Origin of the sequence: Bartonella sp. AP331QHHD, assembly GCF_042195905.1 — a bacterium.
GTDB lineage: Bacteria > Pseudomonadota > Alphaproteobacteria > Rhizobiales > Rhizobiaceae > Bartonella.
In genome coordinates this window covers 128,934-150,579 of sequence record NZ_JBHIPG010000031.1, presented here as the reverse complement: position 1 = coordinate 150,579, position 21,646 = coordinate 128,934, and the positions used below count along the sequence as shown (strand labels likewise).

16 protein-coding genes are annotated in these 21,646 nt (G+C 37.3%); 8 read left to right on the top strand and 8 right to left on the bottom strand.

The genetic code is table 11. The annotated features are described in order from the left end of the window. Nucleotides 1-43: 43 nt before the first annotated feature. Nucleotides 44-1,225: a DNA recombination protein RmuC gene (locus ACFIMS_RS04000; protein ID WP_375681208.1), complete on the bottom strand. Its 1,182-nt coding sequence runs from the start codon at nucleotides 1,223-1,225 to the stop codon at nucleotides 44-46. Between the two features lie 90 nt (nucleotides 1,226-1,315). On the opposite strand from ACFIMS_RS04000, the gene def reads away from it, so the two are divergent. Genes def through truA form a run of 3 tightly spaced genes read left to right on the top strand, consistent with a single transcriptional unit; the run spans nucleotide 1,316 to nucleotide 3,526 of the window. Continuing rightward, nucleotides 1,316-1,852, top strand: a complete 537-nt coding sequence (gene def, locus ACFIMS_RS03995) for a peptide deformylase (RefSeq protein WP_375620854.1) — start codon at nucleotides 1,316-1,318, stop codon at nucleotides 1,850-1,852. Continuing rightward, on the top strand, nucleotides 1,852-2,781 hold the full coding sequence (gene fmt, locus ACFIMS_RS03990) for a methionyl-tRNA formyltransferase (RefSeq protein ID WP_375620855.1): 930 nt from the start codon (nucleotides 1,852-1,854) through the stop codon (nucleotides 2,779-2,781). Before def ends, fmt begins: the two co-directional genes overlap by 1 nt. 1 nt (nucleotide 2,782) lies before the next feature. After that, on the top strand, nucleotides 2,783-3,526 hold the full coding sequence (gene truA, locus ACFIMS_RS03985; RefSeq protein ID WP_375682588.1) for a tRNA pseudouridine(38-40) synthase TruA: 744 nt from the start codon (nucleotides 2,783-2,785) through the stop codon (nucleotides 3,524-3,526). Nucleotides 3,527-3,558: 32 nt separating this feature from the next. Here truA and ACFIMS_RS03980 read toward each other — a convergent pair whose 3' ends face one another. Then, nucleotides 3,559-4,422 carry an LOG family protein gene (locus ACFIMS_RS03980; RefSeq protein ID WP_375611394.1) on the bottom strand — a complete coding sequence of 288 codons (864 nt, stop codon included), beginning with the start codon at nucleotides 4,420-4,422 and terminating at the stop codon, nucleotides 3,559-3,561. A gap of 106 nt (nucleotides 4,423-4,528) precedes the next feature. On the opposite strand from ACFIMS_RS03980, the gene dapD reads away from it, so the two are divergent. Then, the gene (gene dapD / locus ACFIMS_RS03975) at nucleotides 4,529-5,377 is read left to right on the top strand and encodes a 2,3,4,5-tetrahydropyridine-2,6-dicarboxylate N-succinyltransferase (RefSeq protein WP_375696403.1); all 849 of its coding nucleotides are present in this window, start codon (nucleotides 4,529-4,531) and stop codon (nucleotides 5,375-5,377) included. 578 nt (nucleotides 5,378-5,955) lie between these two features. Here the strand turns inward: dapD and lepA are convergent. The 5 genes from lepA to dnaK form a co-directional block, all read right to left on the bottom strand. Further along, the gene (gene lepA, locus ACFIMS_RS03970) at nucleotides 5,956-7,761 is read right to left on the bottom strand and encodes a translation elongation factor 4 (protein WP_375611467.1); all 1,806 of its coding nucleotides are present in this window, start codon (nucleotides 7,759-7,761) and stop codon (nucleotides 5,956-5,958) included. Nucleotides 7,762-9,298: 1,537 nt separating this feature from the next. Then, a complete protein-coding gene (locus ACFIMS_RS03965) occupies nucleotides 9,299-10,213 on the bottom strand; it encodes a DMT family transporter (RefSeq protein WP_375617501.1) in 915 nt (304 codons plus the stop codon). A 32-nt stretch (nucleotides 10,214-10,245) separates the two neighbouring features. After that, on the bottom strand, nucleotides 10,246-11,151 hold the full coding sequence (gene argB, locus ACFIMS_RS03960; protein WP_375696402.1) for an acetylglutamate kinase: 906 nt from the start codon (nucleotides 11,149-11,151) through the stop codon (nucleotides 10,246-10,248). A 1,731-nt stretch (nucleotides 11,152-12,882) separates the two neighbouring features. After that, entirely contained in the window at nucleotides 12,883-14,025 is a 1,143-nt protein-coding gene (dnaJ, locus tag ACFIMS_RS03955; protein WP_375611466.1) for a molecular chaperone DnaJ, read from the bottom strand. A gap of 158 nt (nucleotides 14,026-14,183) precedes the next feature. Next, nucleotides 14,184-16,076, bottom strand: a complete 1,893-nt coding sequence (gene dnaK, locus ACFIMS_RS03950; protein WP_273790233.1) for a molecular chaperone DnaK — start codon at nucleotides 16,074-16,076, stop codon at nucleotides 14,184-14,186. A 959-nt stretch (nucleotides 16,077-17,035) separates the two neighbouring features. On the opposite strand from dnaK, the gene ACFIMS_RS03945 reads away from it, so the two are divergent. Beyond that, entirely contained in the window at nucleotides 17,036-17,590 is a 555-nt protein-coding gene (locus tag ACFIMS_RS03945) for a copper chaperone PCu(A)C (protein ID WP_375611390.1), read from the top strand. A gap of 110 nt (nucleotides 17,591-17,700) precedes the next feature. On the opposite strand, the gene lysM is transcribed toward ACFIMS_RS03945, so the two are convergent. Further along, nucleotides 17,701-18,156, bottom strand: coding sequence for a peptidoglycan-binding protein LysM (gene lysM, locus ACFIMS_RS03940; RefSeq protein WP_375611389.1), 456 nt, complete (start codon nucleotides 18,154-18,156; stop codon nucleotides 17,701-17,703). Nucleotides 18,157-18,542: 386 nt separating this feature from the next. Here lysM and ACFIMS_RS03935 point away from each other — a divergent pair, with 386 nt between their 5' ends. Genes ACFIMS_RS03935 through ACFIMS_RS03925 form a run of 3 tightly spaced genes read left to right on the top strand, consistent with a single transcriptional unit; the run spans nucleotide 18,543 to nucleotide 21,577 of the window. After that, nucleotides 18,543-19,265, top strand: a complete 723-nt coding sequence (locus ACFIMS_RS03935; protein WP_005774392.1) for a response regulator transcription factor — start codon at nucleotides 18,543-18,545, stop codon at nucleotides 19,263-19,265. A gap of 39 nt (nucleotides 19,266-19,304) precedes the next feature. Continuing rightward, the gene (locus ACFIMS_RS03930; protein WP_375611388.1) at nucleotides 19,305-21,089 is read left to right on the top strand and encodes a stimulus-sensing domain-containing protein; all 1,785 of its coding nucleotides are present in this window, start codon (nucleotides 19,305-19,307) and stop codon (nucleotides 21,087-21,089) included. Nucleotides 21,090-21,112: 23 nt separating this feature from the next. Then, entirely contained in the window at nucleotides 21,113-21,577 is a 465-nt protein-coding gene (locus ACFIMS_RS03925; protein ID WP_375612806.1) for an HPr kinase/phosphatase C-terminal domain-containing protein, read from the top strand. Nucleotides 21,578-21,646 lie beyond the last annotated feature (69 nt).

The window sequence follows — 21,646 nt, the reverse complement described above, 5'->3', positions numbered from 1 at the left end:
AGAACATGATCTAACTTGTAATATCTAAGAAGCTTGCTTTGCTTTATTCCTCATCAGCAAAACGCAATGTTTGCGACTGAGCCAATGTTGTCATTTTTGTTGGTTCAGAGTAATTTTCTTTTAATTCGACAGTTTCAATGCGATTTGCCCGTTTCATGATTTTGGAGGACGATATCAAAATTCCCTCTATATCTTCACCTGCTTTATGAAAGTGCTTCTGTAGTGCGCGAACACGCGTATCCATTCGTCCAAAATCTTCCATCAATTTTGCTACTTCTGATTGAATTAAATGCGCTTGTTCACGCATACGCGCATCTTTCATAATGGTTTGTACCACTTGGACAGAGAGCATCAACAAAGATGGTGAAACAATAATCACATGGGCTCTATTGGATTTTTGTACCAATGCCTCAAAGTCCTCATAAATTGTTGCGAAAATCGATTCAGATGGCACAAAAAGGAAAGCAGTGTCATGGGTTTCTCCAGGAATCAAATATTTTTGTGCAATATCACGAATATGAACTTCCATATCGGTACGAAATTGGCGTTCTGCCTCTTGACGCTCTTGCGCTGATTCTGCCTCACGCATAGCATTCCAAGCTTCCAGAGGAAATTTAGCATCAACAACAAGAGAAGGAGCTTTATTGGGCATATGAATGAGACAATCTGGGCGCTTTCCATTGGAAAGAACAGCCTGAAAAGCATAAGCGTTTGTTGGTAAGGCATCGGCAATAATTGCTTCCATCCGCCCTTGACCGAAAGTACCACGCGTCTGCTTATTGCTTAAAATGGACTGCAACTGAACAACTTGTCCCGTAAGTGATTGAATATTATTTTGTGCTGCATCAATCACTGCTAAACGCTCTTGCAAACGATTCAAATTTTCATAAGTGGATTTGGTCTGTACCTGAAGTGTTTGGCCTAAGCTTGTTGTCATCCCATTGAGTTGCTCACTGAGTGATTTATTCAATTCAGCCTGCCGTTGACCAAAAATTTCCGCCATCGTTTGCATTCGTCCTTGCATTTCAGCTTGTGTTTTCAGCAAGGTAGCCATCTGCATTTGTGCCTCACGTGCGCGTTCAGCAATTTCATTTTCCAAAAATGCTTTTTTTCGATGAGAATGTATCAACATAAAAAATGCCAAACAGACAAGTATAAATAAAAGCAAAAGCATTAGTTTAGAAAAAAAATCACCAGCGAGTATGGAAAAAAACGAATCAAACATAAATTGTAATATAACGCTCTTATTGTAAAAAAACGCAAGAATCCGTTATTCAATATTGACCAATAACAAACCATTGATTAATCTCTACTTATGCCAATGAGATCTTTAGTTACTTTACCTGATCCGATTTTACGGGAAGTGTCCAAACCTGTTGAGCAGGTCGATTCAGCTCTCCAAAAACTTGCGGATGACATGTTGGAAACCATGTATAATGCTAAAGGCGTTGGTCTTGCTGCTATTCAAATTGGTATACCGCTACGTATGTTGGTTATAGATGTCTCTGGAAATTCTGAAGATGAGCAGAAAAAACCACTTGTTATTATCAACCCTGAAATTTTATGGCTTTCAGATGAGCGTAATATTTACAAAGAAGGTTGTCTTTCTATTCCTGATTATTTTGCAGAGGTTGAACGTCCTAAACGCCTTCGTGTTCGCTATCAGAACCGTGAAGGAAAACAAACAGAAATTGAAGCAGACGATCTCTTAGCAACTTGCTTGCAGCATGAAATTGATCATTTAGATGGGCGCCTTTTTATTGATTACATTTCAAAGATCAAACGCGATATGGTGATACGAAAATTTAAAAAACGCGCAAAAGAAAAAAACATGCAGGAAGCAGTTTTGTAATGGCTTTACGATTAAGTTTTATGGGAACACCAGATTTTTCTGTTCCTATTTTACATGCTTTATTGGATGCAGGTCATGATGTTGTTGCTGTTTATAGTCAACCCCCTCGTCCAGCAGGACGTCGAGGACTTAAATTAATCCCCTCCGCTGTTCACACCGTAGCAAAAGAAAAATCCATTCCTGTCTTCACGCCTCAAACACTCAAAACAATCGAACAACAGGAGCAATTTGCAGCACTTTCTGTTGATGCTGCTATTGTGGTGGCTTATGGACTCCTTTTACCCAAAGCTATTCTCGAAACGCCACGTTTTGGTTGTTTTAATGCCCACGCTTCACTCTTACCACGTTGGCGTGGTGCTGCGCCTATTCAACGAGCAATTATGGCTGGTGATAAAGAAACAGGTATCATGATCATGAAAATGGATGAAGGACTTGATACGGGGCCTATCGCTCTTTCTCGCTCCATCCCCATTACTGATAACACCACCACTGCTGAGCTTTCAAACAGACTTTCACATATTGGCGCAGAACTTATGGTAGAGACTTTATCCACTCTTGAAAAAGGACAACTTAAACTGACCCCACAATCAGAAGAAGGCATCACCTATGCCGCCAAAATTAGAAAAGAAGAGACCCGCATTGATTGGACAAAACCTGCAGAGTTTATTCATAGGCATATTCGCGCGCTCTCTCCCTCTCCTAGTTGCTGGTGCAATATGAATATCGGTGGACGAGAAGAACGTGTAAAAATTCTTGATAGTCGTTTAACAACAGGTCCTTCTCTTGAAATTGGACGGATAGAACCAGATTCTTTGATTATCCATTGTGGGCAAGGACGGATAGAAATAACCTCTCTCCAAAGATCTGGCGGTAAAATTCTTGAGTGCGCAACCTTTTTGCGAGGTGCTCATATTTCTGCTGTTTTTTAAGATGCCACGTTTTAAACTCACTCTTGAATATGATGGTTCAAATTATGCTGGTTGGCAGCGTCAAGCAAAACTTCACACGATACAAGGAGCTCTTGAACAAGCAATTTTTTGCTTTAGTGGACAACAATTGACCATAACAACAGCAGGAAGAACCGATGCGGGCGTACATGCTACGGGACAAGTTGCGCATGTTGATTTTGAAAAAAACTGGTTCTCCCATACTGTGCGTGACGCGCTCAATGCTCTTTTACGTAAACAGGGAGAGGCGATTTCAATCTTAAATGTAGAAAATGTCCCTGATGACTTTGATGCACGATTTTCCGCTGTAAAACGCCATTATCTTTTTAAAATACTTAATCGTCGCTCTCCACCAGCTTTAAATGCCAAACGCGTGTGGTGGATACCAAAACCTCTTCATGCTGAAGCCATGCATGAAGCTGCGCAAAAGCTTGTAGGACAACATGATTTTACAACTTTCCGTTCAGCACATTGCCAAGCCAAAAGCCCTATTCGCACCCTTGAACGTCTCGATATTCAAAGAGAAGGTGAAGAAATTTTCCTTTATGCACAAGCTCGTTCTTTTCTTCATCATCAAATCCGTTCATTCGCAGGAAGCCTCATGGAAGTGGGTATTGGACGTTGGACAGCTCAAGATCTCGAAACAGCTCTTCATGCTAAAGATCGTAAACGTTGTGGTGTTGTTGCCCCCCCCTCAGGACTTTATTTAACCAAAGTAGAGTATTAATTATCCTTCAAGAGTGAGCATCTCAAAAGTCGTTAAGGCAGTTTATAAAAAGAACGAATTTCTTCAAAAGCTTCTGCTGCTGTATTAACAAATTTCACAAAATTAATATCAGTAGGAGAAATTGTACCTTGTGCAGACAGATACTCAAAATTGACAGTATTGCTCCAAAATTCTTTGCCAAACAATAAAATTGGTACCTGTTTCATACGCCCCGTCTGTACTAAAGTTAACGTCTCAAACAGTTCATCCAGAGTTCCAAATCCGCCAGGGAAAATGGCTAGGGCTTTCGCTCGTACTAAAAAATGCATTTTGCGCATCCCCAAATAATGAAAATTGAAACATAAATGCGGCGACACATACGAATTAGGCTCTTGCTCATGTGGTAAAATAATATTCAAGCCAATCGTTGGGGCACCAACATCACAAGCACCACGATTTCCCGCCTCCATGATTCCTGGTCCGCCCCCCGTAACAACCACAAATTCACGATATTGTGTCGTAGCAGAATAGAGTGAGCACAAACGCGCAAACTCTCTTGCTTCATCGTAATAATGTGACATAGCATGCAAATTTTTCTTTTGTATTTCATTTTTTGCAGCCCACGCTGCTTGCCCAGGTTCAGGAATACGCGCACCACCAAATAAAACAACTGTTGATTGAATATCATATTCTTTAAGGGTTATTTCCGGCTTTAAAAATTCAAGACTAATACGTTGTGAACGCAGCTCTGGACGCATCATAAAATCTTGATCGATATAGGCTAAACGATAAGTAGACGAACGCACCTGTGCTGAATTAGAGACTTTATGGATCTGTTGTAGAGCATCCTTCGTATGGAGAAGTGGCGTCCAGTTTTCTTGCTCCCTTTTTCTTTTTTCTTTACAGCTTTTTTTCATGCACCTGTCCTACTTCCTCATCGTTTTATTGACTGAACACATTTCTTCGCGTAGTTCATAGAGAATAAATCTTGAAGCTTTCAACTTGTTTAACGGAACTCTCGTCATGACCCATATCACACAACTTGAAATTATTATCGAACAAGCTTTTGACGATCGCGATTCTATCGATACTACCACAAAAGGCGAAATACGTGAGAGTGTTGAACATGCATTGAACCTTCTTGATAAAGGTGAAATCCGTGTTGCAGAACGACAAAAAAATGGACAATGGCATGTTCATCAATGGTTGAAAAAAGCGGTTTTACTCTCTTTTCGGCTTAATCCTATGCAAATTATTACTGGTGGAATCAATGGGACACATTGGTGGGATAAAGTTCCTTCAAAATTCTCTGGTTGGAAAGAGGCAGATTTTAAAAGTGCTGATTTCCGTTCCGTTCCTGGAGCCATTGTACGTCATTCTGCTTATATTGCACCCAATGTTATATTGATGCCATCCTTTATCAATCTTGGTGCTTTTATCGATGAGGGCACAATGGTTGATACATGGACCACCGTTGGTTCTTGTGCACAAATTGGTAAACATGTCCATCTTTCTGGTGGTGTTGGTATTGGAGGTGTTTTAGAACCACTGCAAGCAAATCCAACAATCATTGAAGATCATTGCTTTATCGGTGCTCGCTCTGAAATTGTTGAAGGCTGTATTATCCGTGAAGGTGCTGTTTTGGGAATGGGAGTCTTTATTGGAAAATCAACAAAGATTATTGATCGTACAACAGGTGAAATTTTTATTGGTGAAGTACCAGCCTATTCAGTGGTTGTACCAGGTTCTCTCCCTGGAAAACCTTTACCAAATGGTGAAGCAGGCCCAAACCTTTATTGTGCTGTTATTGTAAAACGCGTTGATCAAAAAACACGAGAAAAAACATCCATTAATGATCTTTTACGTTCTTAGACACAAGATTAATTCATAATAATATTTCATCGTTTTTTAACTTGAATAATAACCTCGAATACAAGGATTCTCTCATTTCAAATCCTTTCATAGTGAATCAATCACTATCATTTCCTTGCACGTTACAAACGCAGTTGGTGTGTGGGTAAGAAACACTTTAAGAAAAGAGTGAAATACCTTTAATGAATTCTCTCAAGTGATAAGGACTGTCATAATATTTTGAGCGGAAAAAGAGTATGATGGGTGCGCTTTGCACCTTTCTGACGCGTAAAAGCGGTAATGCCAAATGGATTTTATATCATTCACAGTGTATTTTACATTATATTTTGTTACATCCCCCGTTGTGAAATGGAGTTTGATGTATTGAGAAATGTTTCTTTGAAACAAGTGCACAAATATGCAACATAAATGTATTTTGTTTAAAGCATTCTGTTTTACGTAAGCAACATGACACAATGAAAAACACTATATCCAAAAGTGTGAATATTGCGCAATTTCCATTAAAAAGCACTCTTGAACAACGGAACCAACCGACAAAAGCAAAACACAATTAATGAAGGAAAATACTCCTTTTTTCATTATTTGTTCATTTTGAGCGCTTGAATAAATGCCGATTGTGGAATTTCTACTTTTCCAAATTGGCGCATCCGCTTTTTGCCTTCTTTTTGCTTTTCCAAAAGTTTGCGCTTACGCGTAACATCACCCCCGTAACATTTCGCTGTTACATCTTTACGCAAAGCACGAATCGTTTCGCGCGCTATAACTTTACCACCAATAGCCGCTTGAACTGGAATCTGAAACATATGCTGAGGAATAAGATCTTTCAATTTTTCACACATTGAACGCCCGCGCTTTTCTGCAATCGTGCGGTGAACAAGCATCGATAATGCATCAATAGGCTCTCCATTCACCAAAATAGACATTTTAACTAAATCACCTTCTGCATAATCTGTCATTTGATAATCAAAAGAAGCATAACCCTTTGAAATCGATTTTAGCCGATCATAAAAATCAAAAACAACTTCATTCAGTGGTAAATCATACGTTACCATAGCACGGGTTCCAACATAGGACAAACCAACCTGTACCCCACGCCGCTCTTGGCATAGCTCTAAAATTGATCCAAGATAATTATCAGGAGTCATGATTGTCGCCCGAATCCATGGTTCTTCTATAGAAGAAATTTTAACCACATCAGGCATATCCGCTGGATTGTGCAACTCTTTAACAGAACCATCATTCATATTCATGCGATAAACAACTGAAGGTGCTGTCGCAATTAAATCCAAATTAAACTCACGCTCTAATCGCTCTTGAATAATTTCAAGATGCAGAAGTCCCAAAAAACCACAGCGAAAACCAAACCCCAAAGCCGCAGATGTTTCCATTTCAAAAGAAAAACTCGCATCATTTAAGCGTAATTTGCCCATGGCTGCACGCAAATCATCAAAATCGGCAGCATCGATTGGAAAAAGTCCACAAAAGACAACAGGTTGCGCCGGCTTAAAACCAGGTAAAGCATTTTCACAAGGACGACGCTCTTCAGTAATCGTATCCCCAACCCGTGTATCTGCTACCTCTTTGATAGAAGCAGTGATAAAACCAATCTCGCCTGGTCCTAATTCATCAACCTGTACCATTTTAGGTGTAAACACCCCAACGCGCTCAACTGGATATTTTGCTCCTGTACCCATCATACGAATGGTTTGGCCTTTTTTTAAAATACCATCTATCACCCGTACCAAAACAATGACACCAAGATATGCGTCATACCAGCTATCAACCAACATTGCTTTCAAGGGATTTGCAACATCGCCTGTATGTGGAGGTGGTAATTGTGCAACAATTGCCTCCAAAACATCAGGAACACCCAAACCTGTTTTTGCTGATATTTCTACTGCTTGAGATGTATCAATGCCTATCACATCTTCAATTTGTTCTTTAACTCGCTCAGGTTCTGCTGCTGGAAGATCAACTTTATTGAGAACAACAACCAACTCATGGGAATTATCAATGGCTTGATAAACATTTGCTAACGTCTGCGCCTCTACGCCTTGGCTTGCATCCACCACCAACAGAGAACCTTCACAAGCTGCCAGTGAACGCGAAACCTCATAAGCAAAATCCACATGACCTGGTGTATCCATAAGATTTAAAATATAGGTTTCACCATTCTTTGCCTTATAGTGTAAACGTACCGTCTGTGCTTTAATAGTAATTCCACGTTCACGCTCAATATCCATGGAATCGAGTACTTGTTCTTTCATCTCACGTGTATCAAGCCCACCTGTTATTTGAATCAAACGATCAGCTAAAGTGGATTTGCCGTGATCAATATGCGCCACGATGGAAAAATTACGAATATAATTACGATCTATTGTCATATAAGGCGATTTAGCAAAGAATAATACAAAACGCAAAGACCAATTATGCTCCGGCTTCTATCAAAAGAATATAAACCTAAAAAGCTTCTCAAAACACAACTTTTTATAGCCTAAAAAATGAGGCTTTATTTGCTAAATTAAATCCAAGGCTGCTAAAATGATCTTTTCGCATCTTATTTGATAACTCATATGCTGTAGTAAGCTAGAACCATCACACACTTTGCCAATCTCCAATATTGCGACGATCCTTTACACTTGAAAAAGTTTATAAGAGATATGCCTTTCTTGTACAGTCTTTACCCACATGCCCCCCACCCACTTGTGATGTGTAAGAAAGTGATTTGGATTGATTTAACATGAAAATGATTTGACGTGAGAAAATTTTACGGTATTCAGGGTTCTAATTCAATGTGAATAATGCTTATAATTATAAATCAATGTATTATCATATTTATATGATGTGCGTGTATATCACTTAGACTTGCAATAAAATTCGCAAGAAATGCTTTTTTATTTGTACGCAATAATCTGCTTTTTTAGTAATCTTATATAAAATAATATGAATATCGAGGGAGTTTTTTCTCAATTTTTAAAACTTTAGAAATATGCTCTATTGAGTGATGTTTTATATACTTTTTATACAACTCCTTCCTTCCTCCATTAAATATAAAACACACCAATCCTCTTCGATTCATTGGATAACGCATTGATTTATAATGATCGTTTATTGTTTTGCAATTTAAATGAAAACTCTGAATATCGCGAGCCTCTCTCATTTTAAATCTTCTCATAGTGAATCAATCAATTTTTTTGCCTCTCCATTATAAAACAGGGCTAGTGTATGGATAAGAACGTTTAAGAAAAGAGTAAAAATGCCTCTCTCTTTTAAATGCCAAAGGCTGTCGTAATATTGAGAACTGATAAAGAAAATGCTAGTGCCCTTTATTTTAAGAAAAATGATGATGGTCTGGGGTTTTTCTATACTTCATGCGGACCGTTAATGAATATGATGTATATTGAGAAAATTATCTTTTAAAAAATGATTTAATGTACAACGTTATGGGAGTACTTTGGGCGTTCTATTTTGCGTATGAAGCGTAACTCTATTAAAGGACAAAAGAAATAACGTGCGACAGTGCGTAATTTTCATTATTCAAAATATTACCGTAGATGTTTTTGAAAGTTGTAAAGCCGAATTTAAAAATGATCGTAAAGATGGGCGTTAATTTTTACCTTTATATCACCTCATGCTTTGGCTCAATGAAGGTTGTCTGCCCGTTTTAGAAACTAGGCAAAAAGATAGAAGCATACTATTTCTCCAATTTGGCATGCAAAAGCTGGAATAACTTATAGAACTTCTTANGTTTTAGAAACTAGGCAAAAAGATAGAAGCATACTATTTCTCCAATTTGGCATGCAAAAGCTGGAATAACTTATAGAACTTCTTAATCATCTTAATATTAAAAAAGCTTCAAAAATGAAAACTCTATAAGCAAAAAGCTCATGCAATAAAATCATAATAAAAAAAAATGTATAGCTAATCAATTTTTTTAATTGCTTTATTTTTTTTACGCCATTGTGAAGGTTGTAATTCAGCCACAATTATCCCAATCAGAATAAGCAAACCGCCCAATAAAGCTAAGGGAGATAAATGTTCGCCAGCCAAACGCCCAACAATACCAGCCCATACCGGTTCACCTGCGTAAATGAGTGTCGCACGCGTAGGGGAAATAGACTTTTGTGCCCAATTCATAGCTAATTGAATGATGGCACTCATTAATGCCAATCCTATACCAATATTAAACCACACCCACGAAAATTCAGGGATGCTTTCACCCATCAAAGGCATACAAGCAAATGAAAAAAAACCACTAAAAAATAACTGAATAATGGTTACACGCCGACTATCAACCTTGTTCGCAAAAATTCCGATGAGTATGACTTCTCCAGCAATCGCTAAAGCGCCTAACAAAGTTAAAATTTCGCCTTTTGAAAAATCAAAATTTCCCGGCTTTTGTCCTGAAATCAATACAAGCCCAATAAAAGCGAAAATAATACCAATCCAACAAGCTAAACGGGGAGGTTTTTTAAAAACAATCCATTGCAAGATTGGAACCATCGGTACATAAAGCGCTGTGATAAAAGCTGACTGACTACTAATAATTGTTTGAAGTCCAGCTGCTTGAAAAGCATAACCAAAAAACATGGCTAAACCTATTGCCATCCCAGCGAAAACTTCATAAACAGTTATACCTTTTATAGAGCGCCAAAAAATTACCCCACATATAAGAGATGCAACAATAAAACGAAATCCAACAAAAAACAGAGGACCACTATAGCGTACCGCAATGTGAATGACTAAAAATGTAATGCCCCACAATATTGTCGCAGTAAATATTGCCAATTCTGGCTTACTTAATAAAGGATATTTAAACTGTTTTAGATTCACCATGAAAAACTTTCTCTTCCAATTTTCCCCACAATTTATGAAACAATAAGCGTTCCAACTCCCTGTTCGGTAAACAGCTCTAGTAAAACAGAATGAGGAGTTTTACCATTTAAAATGACAACACCTTCCACGCCATTTTGAAGGGCTTTTATACAAGTCTCTACTTTTGGAATCATGCCTCCTGAAATTGTCCCATTTTTAATAAATTTCTCAGCTTCAGCAACTGTCAATTCTTTTAAAAGTTTACCCTGTTTATCCAAAACACCAGGAACATCAGTGAGAAATAAAAGGCGTTTAGCCTCTAATGCACCAGCAATAGCTCCCGCAAAAATATCAGCATTGATATTATAAGTTTTGCCATCGCGTCCTGGAGCTACAGGAGCAAGAACTGGTATCATTTCAGAAGATGCTAAAAGATCTAGCAATGTGCGATCAACTTCAACGGGCTCACCAACAAACCCCAAATCTAAAACACGTTCAATATGCGAATCAGGATCAATGACAGTTTTATAAGCCTTTTCGGCAAAAACCATATTGCCATCCTTGCCGCATAATCCTATTGCCCATTCACCCTCAGCATTGATGAGAGCAACAATTTCTTTATTTATGGAACCCGCTAAAACCATTTCAACCACTCCAACGATCCGCTCATCGGTTACCCGTAGTCCGTTTTCAAATCGTGATTCAATCCCCATTTTCATTAAAATTTCAGCAATTTGAGGACCACCACCATGAACAACAACAGGATTAATCCCCGATTGCTTTAATAGAGCAATATCACGCGCAAATGCTCGCCCCAAAGCAGGATCACCCATAGCATGGCCGCCATATTTTACCACGACCGTTTCATTTTCATATTTTTGCATATAAGGTAAAGCAGACGATAAAAATGCTGCTTGTTTTTCCAAAACATCTACATCACCGTTTTTAGCATCATCCATCAATAGAGCCTCCTCATCACTTTTTACCATCTCTTAATGAAATTTAGGAAAAGTGAAAACAATAAAACCAAACTTTACTCTATCCACCCCCTCCCCTGAAAACCGTCAATTTTCCTCTAAATTACGAAAAAGGAATAGCAAAATGAAATACAAAAAACTTCCTTTAAAAATTGACAGCGAAAAATTAAACAAAATAGACGTAAAAAAATGTCATTATTTTATGATCTTATATATAAAATTGAAAAGCAAAATTTTGAAGCTAAGCCGTACATTCAACTCATTAGTTTATCCCTACGGATACTTAACAATGAATGGGAATATATACAACCATTGATTTTATAAGATAAAAATAAAGTTTCTTATAATAATAAAATTAACATATTCCCAAGATTAAGAAATCACTCAACCGCTTTATAGCTTATCTCAATAAACTATAACTTTGGTTTTAAAAATTTGACTTTTTCTCAATCATAAAACATGAGGAAATGTCAACTGAACGCTCCTTATGGAGAATCATAATAAGTTGATTTATAATAATAATTTATCTTTTTATATCGTAAAATCGAAAAAAGGCTTTGCAACATTATCCATATATTGTGATAGCTCTTCAAAAGCATCTTCGTAAAAGCATTTAATTGTTTAGATTACTCTCTTCGTAAGATTTGATAAAATTTCTCATTTTCATGATCTGTCATTAAGTTTTTCTTTTTGCATAGCAATACATGCTTGAATTATTCAATGTTTTTTAGAATTGTTAATTCTTTTAATGTATTATTTTAATTATGTTATTTTATGAAAAAAGATTCATTTCGTATACTTCTCTTTCCATATCACTAACAATTTCAATAATATGTCGTGCTGTTTTCTAAGCATATTGTGCTATTTTTTTATTGTATTTGTTTTTTCTTTTTAAAGGTAACTTCCTCTATCTTCCCACCAACTTTTTATTATGCCAATAAATTCAATTAAGTGAATTCCATCGAATCTGTTTCCCCACAAGAGAGATACATCGAATACCTCAAAAAGTGTTTTGTTATGTCTTCTTTAGCATTCAACACACATTATCTCATTCCACAATTTCTTTGGAACAAAATAAACTTGATTATAGCGTTTTTATTATCTGGAAGAACTATTTATGACATCAGAAATACAAAACTAAATCCGCATCTAAAAAGACATGATTACTGCTAAAAGCTAAGATGAGGCATGTAAAAGCTATTCCGAACAAAATAACCCTTATTTTAAAGGAAGCAGTGATTAAAACTATGAAAAATGCCAAAAATAAAATCGGTTATAAGAAGTTGATACTTTATTTGAAAAAGATGGATTGCCTAACAGCTTATTTAGCGTTTCTTGGCAAGCCGCTACCTATTTTATAGTTTTATTATAGAGCCTTTAAAAAGAAATTTTGAGTGAAAAATAAACACCAAAAATACTGAATGCATAAAGGCAGTTATCATGACACTGGCAATATTTATTATCAATCACTCAATTGCGTTCTTATATGGATAAGCCCTTTTTAAAATGTCATAGACACTCAAAAATAAGACTTATCCATAAAACTCATGAAATATAAAAACTATCAGCAGCAGGAGTTTATCCTAAATTAGCTGTCTCTCTCTTTTCTTTTCAAGAAAAAATGCTTTTCAAAGATAATGAGACAATAGAAAGCTTAATGAAAATAACTTTCCCACAGTTCTCTCTAATTATTCTGAGAACATTCACATAATTTTAACCAGAAATATTTTCAAAAAATTCTTTCATACGTGAAAAAAAACCATGTGATTGCGGTGAATTTTCATGATTTGAGAGTTTCTCAAATTTTTGCAACAATTCACGTTGTTCTTGCGTTAATTTCTGCGGTGTCTCAATCGTGATATGGATGTAAAGATCACCCCTTGCTTGCTGACGGCGCAACATGGGCATACCTTTGCCTCTAAGGCGGAATTGACGTCCATTTTGTGTCCCTTCTGGAATCTTAACGCGTGCTTTAACACCATCAAGGTCGGAAACTTCAAACTCTCCTCCTAAAGCAGCTGTTACCATTGAAATAGGAACGCGACAGTGAAGATCTGCTCCTTCTCGCTGAAAAAACTCATGCGGTTTAATGGAAAGGAAAATATAAAGATCACCATTGGGGCCACCACGAATACCAGCATCACCCTCACCAGAAAGGCGAATACGCGTTCCATCTTCAATACCAGCTGGAACATTTACGCTTAATGAACGTTTTTTCTCTATACGCCGTGTCCCCTGACATTTGGGGCATGGATCCGTAATAGTTTCACCACGTCCATGACATGTAGGACATGTCCGCTCAATAGAAAAGAAACCCTGTGCAGCACGCACACGACCAGATCCATGACATGTTCCACAAACTTGCGGCTTAGAGCCTTTTCTCGCTCCTGATCCTTCACAAACATCACACGTAACGGAACTGGGAATATTAATTTCTGCAGTTTTTCCTGAAAATGCCTCTTCTAAAGTCACTTCCATATTATAACTCAAATCTGCGCCACGTTCGCGACTATCACCACGCTTACGGTGTGTCCCTCCCATAATCTCACCAAAAAAGTCTTCGAAAATATCCGCAAATCCACCACCAGCAGCAAAACCACCAAAGGGATTTGCTCCCCCTTGACCACCGCTATTTTCAAAGGCCGCATGGCCAAATCGATCATAAGCAGCACGCTTCTGGGGATCTTTAAGAACTTCATAGGCTTCGCCAATTTCTTTGAATTTTCGCTCTGCCTCTTTATCCCCCGCGTTGCGATCAGGATGATATTGCATTGCCAACTTACGAAAAGCAGATTTCAACTTTTTATCATCACATTCGCGAGTCACGCCAAGAATTTCATAATAGTCAACCTTCATCATGTATTCCTGATAATTTTTCTGTCATCCATCTTTATGGATAATATTGCTTTTAATTTATATTTTTAGCAACAAAGTTGCAACTTATCTCAAATAATAAAGCCCAGCCTTATATTTCAAAGGCCGGGTTTATCAATTAATCAACACATATGCTGACACTATTTCTTCTTATCATTAACTTCTTCAAAATCAGCATCAACAACATCATCATTCTTTGCCTCTGTTTCAGTGTCAGCGCTCGCTGCTTGTGAGGCTTCGTACATAGCCTGTCCAAGTTTCATACTGACTTCTGCTAATTTTTGCATCTTTGTTGTTACTTCTTCCGTATCACTGCCTTCAAGCGCAGATTTCAAATCAGATATTGCTGTTTCAATCTGTCCCTTTTCTTCAGCTGATACTTTATCGCCATATTCATTGAGCGACTTTTCAGTTGAATGAATAAGAGCCTCCGCTTGATTTCTAGCTTCAACACCTTCACGGCGTTTTTTATCCTCAGCCGCGTGCTCTTCTGCATCCTTTACCATTTTTTCAATATCAGCATCACTTAAACCACCTGATGCCTGAATACGAATTTGATGCTCTTTACCTGTTCCCTTATCTTTGGCCGAAACATTAACAATACCATTCGCATCAATATCAAAAGTAACTTCAATTTGAGGTATACCACGTGGGGCTGGAGGAATACCAACAAGATCAAATTGAGCCAATAACTTATTATCACTTGCCATTTCCCGTTCACCTTGGAAAACACGAATCGTCACAGCACTCTGGTTATCATCAGCTGTCGAAAAAACTTGCGATTTTTTCGTCGGGATAGTGGTATTGCGCTCAATAAGGCGTGTGAAAACCCCACCCAAGGTTTCAATACCCAAAGATAAAGGTGTTACATCTAGCAACAACACATCTTTGACATCGCCTTGCAATACACCTCCTTGGATGGCAGCACCCATTGCGACCACTTCATCAGGATTAACGCCTTTGTGTGGATCCTTACCAAAGAAGCTCTGCACAACTTGCTGAATCTTGGGCATACGTGTCATTCCACCCACTAAAACAACTTCGTCAATCTCACCGGCCTTTAATCCAGCATCTTTCAACGCAGCTTTACAAGGTTCAATGGTACGCTGCACTAAATCGTCAACGAGAGATTCAAATTTTGCCCGAGTCAATTTCATTGTTAAGTGCTTGGGACCTGATTGATCTGCCGTGATAAATGGTAAATTGATTTCTGTTTGCTGTGACGAAGAAAGCTCAATTTTTGCTTTTTCTGCCGCTTCTTTTAAGCGCTGTAAAGCGAGTTTATCATTTTTCAGATCAATTCCTTGTTCTTTTTTGAATTCATCGGCAAAATAACCGACCAAGCGCATGTCAAAGTCTTCACCCCCTAAAAACGTATCCCCATTGGTTGACTTAACTTCAAAAACGCCATCTCCAATTTCAAGGACTGAAATATCAAATGTACCACCACCAAGGTCGTAAACAGCAATTGTTTTTCCGTCCTTTTTGTCCAAACCATAAGCTAAAGCAGCAGCAGTTGGCTCATTAATAATCCGTAAAACTTCAAGTCCAGCAATTTTACCTGCGTCTTTCGTGGCTTGACGTTGCGCATCATTAAAATAAGCAGGAACCGTAATAACGGCTTGTTCAACTTTTTCACCAAGATAAGATTCTGCTGTTTCCTTCATCTTTTGCAAAATCATAGCTGAAATTTGTGACGGAGAATATTTCTTTCCCGCCTCTTCAACCCATGCATCACCATTGTCACCTTTAACAATTTTATAAGGAACAAGCGCTTTATCTTTTTCAACCATAGGGTCATCAAAACGGCGCCCTATCAAACGTTTAACTGCAAAAACTGTCCCTTCAGGATTTGTCACCGCCTGCCGTTTAGCAGGCTGCCCAACAAGCCGCTCCCCCCCATCAGTAAAGGCAACAACGGAAGGTGTTGTTCGCGCTCCTTCTGAGTTTTCAATAACTTTTGCGTTTTTGCCATCCATAACAGCCACACAAGAGTTCGTTGTCCCCAAATCAATACCAATTACTTTTGCCATATTATAATCTCCATTCAGCAAGCTACCTCAACCTTCATAAAGCATCTTTTTAAGATAGCTCCTCATAACACCTAAAGCCCGTATATTGCTTCAAGCAATATAAATAATAATAAACTGCAAGTCGCAACAAGCCTTGCTGCCTCGTATATAAGAACAGGCTTTTATTGCTACAAGAGAATAATGAGAGAAACATCTCCAAAATAAAAAATTTATTTTAAAATAGGCACTCTAATGACCCATAAATACCATATTTATGAGAGACTTGAGAGCATAATATATTTTTCTTGCAATTCTCAAAAAATATATCTTTCTATAAAAATTAAAAAATAAAAGAATGATTGCACTCTCGCTCTTGATCTTCTCATCATTGATAAAATCATACTCACGTAAAAGCTTTTTAAAAGGCAAATAATTTATATCACAAATATTATAAATTTTCCTTGGACTAAAATAGTCATCATATCTAATGCTCATATCAGTAAAGGTATTATCTATCGATCTCCTTTCAAAAATTCTCCTTCTAACGGTCTCATTGTTTGCGGCTATTTGAAATCTGTGCTTTAAATTCATCTAAAGCGTTTTTTCTTAACTGTATAATTTTGAACTTTGAAAATATATAAAAATACCTCTGTATAAACGCTTTAAAATGCCAAGAGCTGTCATAATATTAAAATTGGTAAAGTAGTTGATGATTGTTCTGTATTATATCTTCATTAAGTAAAATAGTAGTGCATCATAGATTTTATACCATTTGCAAATACTATTTATGAGATGAACACGGAAGCGTTAAGAGGTGTGTTGTCATTGTAAATCTTACTGTCTTCTTTTAAATTTCAAGAATTCTATGATTTTTATATTCAAATCAATTTCATTTTAGCATTTCTTTCTTTTATTTTAAATAAAAGCTCTGCTAAAATAAAAATATTCAAAGTGTGAATCTTATGAAGGAGGGTAAATCAATGATGACATCTATTATTAAAAAAATAACAAATCTCATCTTTAAGAATATAATACATACACAATATCCATACAAAAAGGTTATCATAAATATCGTGTGTGCTCTTCTCTTTGCTGGTATAACCTTGCCAGCAGGTGCTCAGCAATATAAACTTGGCGACATAGAAATTCTCAATCCTTGGACACGCGAAACACCTAGAGGTATAAGAGTTGGTAGCGGTTATCTCTACATTATTAATCACAGTAATACCCCAGACCGTTTGGTTTCTATTTCCACAAACGGAGTAAAAACAACAGAGATACACTCTATGGCTGTCGTTAATGATATTATGAAAATGGAAAAAATGCACAATGGCATTGAAATTCCGGGAAATGGCGAAATCACGCTTAAGCCTGGCGGTGATCATATTATGTTCATGGGGCTTTCACAACCATTTAAGTTAGGTGATAAAATTAGCGCAAAATTAACATTTGAGAAAGCAGGAACCATTGATGTTGATTTCTCTGTAAACGCTATGAAAGTACCATCACCTTCTAAATCCTCTCCTGTTCACTAAGCTCCTTTTATTATAAATACACACTTTATAAAATGAAGAAGCGTGAAATTTTTTACGCTTCTTCATTTTTTGTTTAATGCCATCAGTAAAAAATTATCCCCTTTGATGAATTAACTATGGTCAATTTCAGGAATACGTAAAACTTGTCCAGGATAAATTTTATCGGGAGATTTTAGCATTGGCTTATTGGCTTCAAAAATAAATGTGTTTTTATTACCTTGCCCTTTTCCATAAACCTCTTCAGCAATTTTCCAAAGATTATCACCAGATTTAACCTCATAAAAGCGAGAAGTTTTTCTAGGCGTTGTATCTATAACCTTTAATTGATTAACATCTACAGAAGAGATACCTTGTGAATTGCCAACAACCAGCAGTGCTTTTTCAAGTGTTTCCCTATCTGGAACTTCACCGCTTAAAATAGCTTTACCGTCTTCAACTTGAATATTGACTTTTTCTGTACCGAGTTGAAAATGATCAAATGCTCTCTTAAAATCCTTTTCTTTTGGTTCATGGTCCCCAATACCTAACTTTTCCCCTACGGTTTTAATAAAATTAAAAAATCCCATTACGACCTCCTTTCGTGTAGCAGAAACAAATTTTTGTGCATATATTGCCACATTCTTTTCTTTGCTCTTAAAACACATAGGCAGATTTTCTAAACTTCAACAATCAAAACTACATCTGTTCAATTATGAGACAAATACAATAATAAACTTTGTAATAAACCTTGATAAAAAAAGCCTTTATGAAAATTTTCTCTCAAATGAAGGGATCTTAATAGACGTAGAAACATTATAAATTATGAAAGCAAAACAAGATTTTACAGTAATGACAAAAGGTTTTTTACTTTGCTACAATTTGTATCATATTTGTTTTGCAAAAAAAATATGAACTCCCATATAAATAAGTGTGGGTAATTTGCTACCACAGCAATAGAAAGGTCTAAGAAACCATGAAAGATACACCAACAATCACGCAAACGATTGTACTTGTTGATGATGATCGCAATATTTTGACATCTTTATCTTTTGCGCTTGAGACAGAAGGATATCGGGTTGAAAGCTATACAGATGGAGCATCTGCACTCAAGGGTCTCACACTTCACCCTCCACACTTAGCTATTTTTGATATTAAAATGCCCCGAATGGATGGGATGGAACTTTTGCGTCGTTTGCGTCAAAAATCTGATCTTCCAGTTATTTTTCTTACCTCTAAAGATGATGAAATTGATGAATTATTTGGTCTCAAAATGGGAGCTGATGATTTTATTACTAAACCTTTCTCCCAACGTCTTCTTATTGAACGCGTGAAAGCTATTTTACGCCGTTCTAATGCACGTAACCAACCGCTTTCTACAGGAACTTCTTCCACCTCTTCTCTCAAACGCGGAGATCTTGTGATGGATCAAGAACGCCACACCTGTACATGGAAAGATAAACCTGTTATTTTAACCGTTACGGAATTTTTGATTCTGCAAACCTTAGCACAAAGACCAGGAGTTGTAAAAAGTCGTGATGCTTTAATGGATGCTGCTTATAGTGATCAAGTCTACGTAGATGATCGCACCATTGATAGTCACATTAAACGTCTGCGTAAAAAGTTTAAACAAGTGGATGATGATTTTGCAATGATTGAAACACTTTATGGTGTAGGTTATCGTTTCCACGAGGTATAAAACTACTTTGTCGCAAAAATTTGAATGGCAATCAAATCGATGACAGACAATTCTCAACTGGAAACTTTACAAAAAACAACCGTTAATGGTACATCCTCAACGCCATTTCTTATGTTCGCTCGTTTGCATCTTCGAACACAACGTCTCTTTAGACAATTGCTTTTTTCCAGCCTCACACGTCGCATTGTTATATTAAACATTGCTGCTCTTGCCGTTTTAGTTACAGGCATTTTATACCTTAACCAATTTCGCGATGGTTTAATTGAAGCAAAAATCAAAAGTTTATGTACCCAAGGAAAAATTATTGCTGGGGCTATTGCTGCTTCTGCAACAGTAGATACAAATTCTATCCTCATTGACCCTCAAAAACTCTTAGAGTTACAGACTGGTGAAAGCGTTACACCCGCTCCTCAATCAACCGATTCTTGGGATTTTCCTATTAACCCTGAGCAAGTTGCCCCTCTTTTACGGCGTCTTATTACACCTAAAACGACAAGAGCACGTATCTATGATCGTGATGCTACTCTCCTTCTTGATTCGCGCGTTCTTTATTCTAGTGGAGAAGTTTTTAGTTATGATTTACCCCCACTTAAAACAGAACAAAACATGTGGGATCGCCTTACTTCATGGTATTCAAGCGCATTTTATGGCAAAGGTATTGCTCTTGACAGAGAACAAACAAAAACCAGTGGTATTGCTTATCCAGAAGTGTACCGCGCATTAAACGGATCTCTTGCTACGGCTAAAAGACGCAACAGACAAGGGCAATTAATTGTTTCTGTTGCCGTTCCTGTTCAACGCTATCGCGCAGTGGTTGGAGCTCTTCTTCTTTCAACCACTGGTTCCGATATTGATAACATTGTAAAAGGCGAAAGACTGGTTATCTTTAAAGTTTTTGCCGTTGTAGGTAGCGTACTTTTGGTTCTTTCTCTCTTTTTGGCCCATACGATTGCCCATCCATTAAGTAAATTATCTGCCTCGGCTAATCGAGTGCGTAATGGTAATAATCAGCGTGTAGAAATTCCTGATTTTTCAATGCGTGAAGATGAAATTGGTCACCTTTCAACTTCTATTCGTGATATGACCAATGCCCTTTATATGCGTATTGAAGCCATTGAACGCTTTGCTGCTGATGTAAGCCACGAATTAAAAAATCCTCTCACCTCTCTACGCAGTGCTGTTGAAACGCTCCCTCTGGCTAAAAATGAAGAAGCACAAGAAAAATTGCTGGAAATTATTCAACATGATGTGCGCCGCCTTGATCGGTTGATTACAGATATTTCTGATGCATCGCGACTCGATGCAGAGCTTGCACGAGAAACCGCAGAGATTGTTGATATGACACCGCTTTTGGAAAGTCTTGTTCATGCTGTTCAGGAAGTGTATCGTAATACGCAAACTATTGATATAAGCCTTAATATTGTCCCACGTCCTCATGGAAAAGCTTATCTTGTATTGGGACATGAACTTCGTTTAGGACAAGTGATTTCAAATCTTCTTGAAAATGCGCGTTCTTTTATTCCTCGGAATCGTGGCAAAATTTGCATTACTATGAAAAGTCATGCTTCAACCCTTATTTTAACCATTGAAGATAATGGCCCAGGTATTCGTTCAGAAAATATTGAACGCATTTTTGAACGTTTTTATACAGATCGACCAAATGAAGATGCTTTTGGACAAAACTCTGGACTTGGCCTTTCTATTAGTCGGCAAATCATCGAGGCTCATAATGGGACAATTACAGCCGAAAATATTATCGATCCTACACTTGGGAAGTGTAAAACTGGTGCACGTTTTACTATTATGCTTCCGCTTGCTAAATAAATCTTTTATCCAAAGTAAAAGGCATGAAAACAAAATGTGAAATACTCCACGCAAATTGCCTTCAACTGGGCGGCAAGGGGCTGTTAATTATAGGTCCATCGGGATCAGGAAAATCAACCATCACCCTTTCTTTGCTTGACCGCGCTGAGTGGTCAAAACGTGAAGCGAAGCTTATCAGTGATGATTATACAATGTTGCGTGCGGAAAATGGAAAGCTTCACGGATACACTCCCGATAATTTAGAGGGCGGCATCGAGATTCGTGGCGTTGGTCTTTATATGATAGAATTCAAAAAGCACACAACTATCGATTGTGTTATTTTTCTCGGTCCGGAATATGAACGTTTTTCCACAAATAAAACTTTTCAATTTGAAAATTTGCACATTCCTCTTTTAAAACTTCCCTCTCTTCGTGAAGCCGATTGTACAGCCATTTGTCAAGCTATTGAAGCATTTTTGTTTAGAAAAATATGGCAAAAATCTGTCTAATTTTTTTCTAAAGATAAAAAAATCACAATTTTTGCCTTTTTTTTGCAAATTTTTCTTGGCAGCAAGATA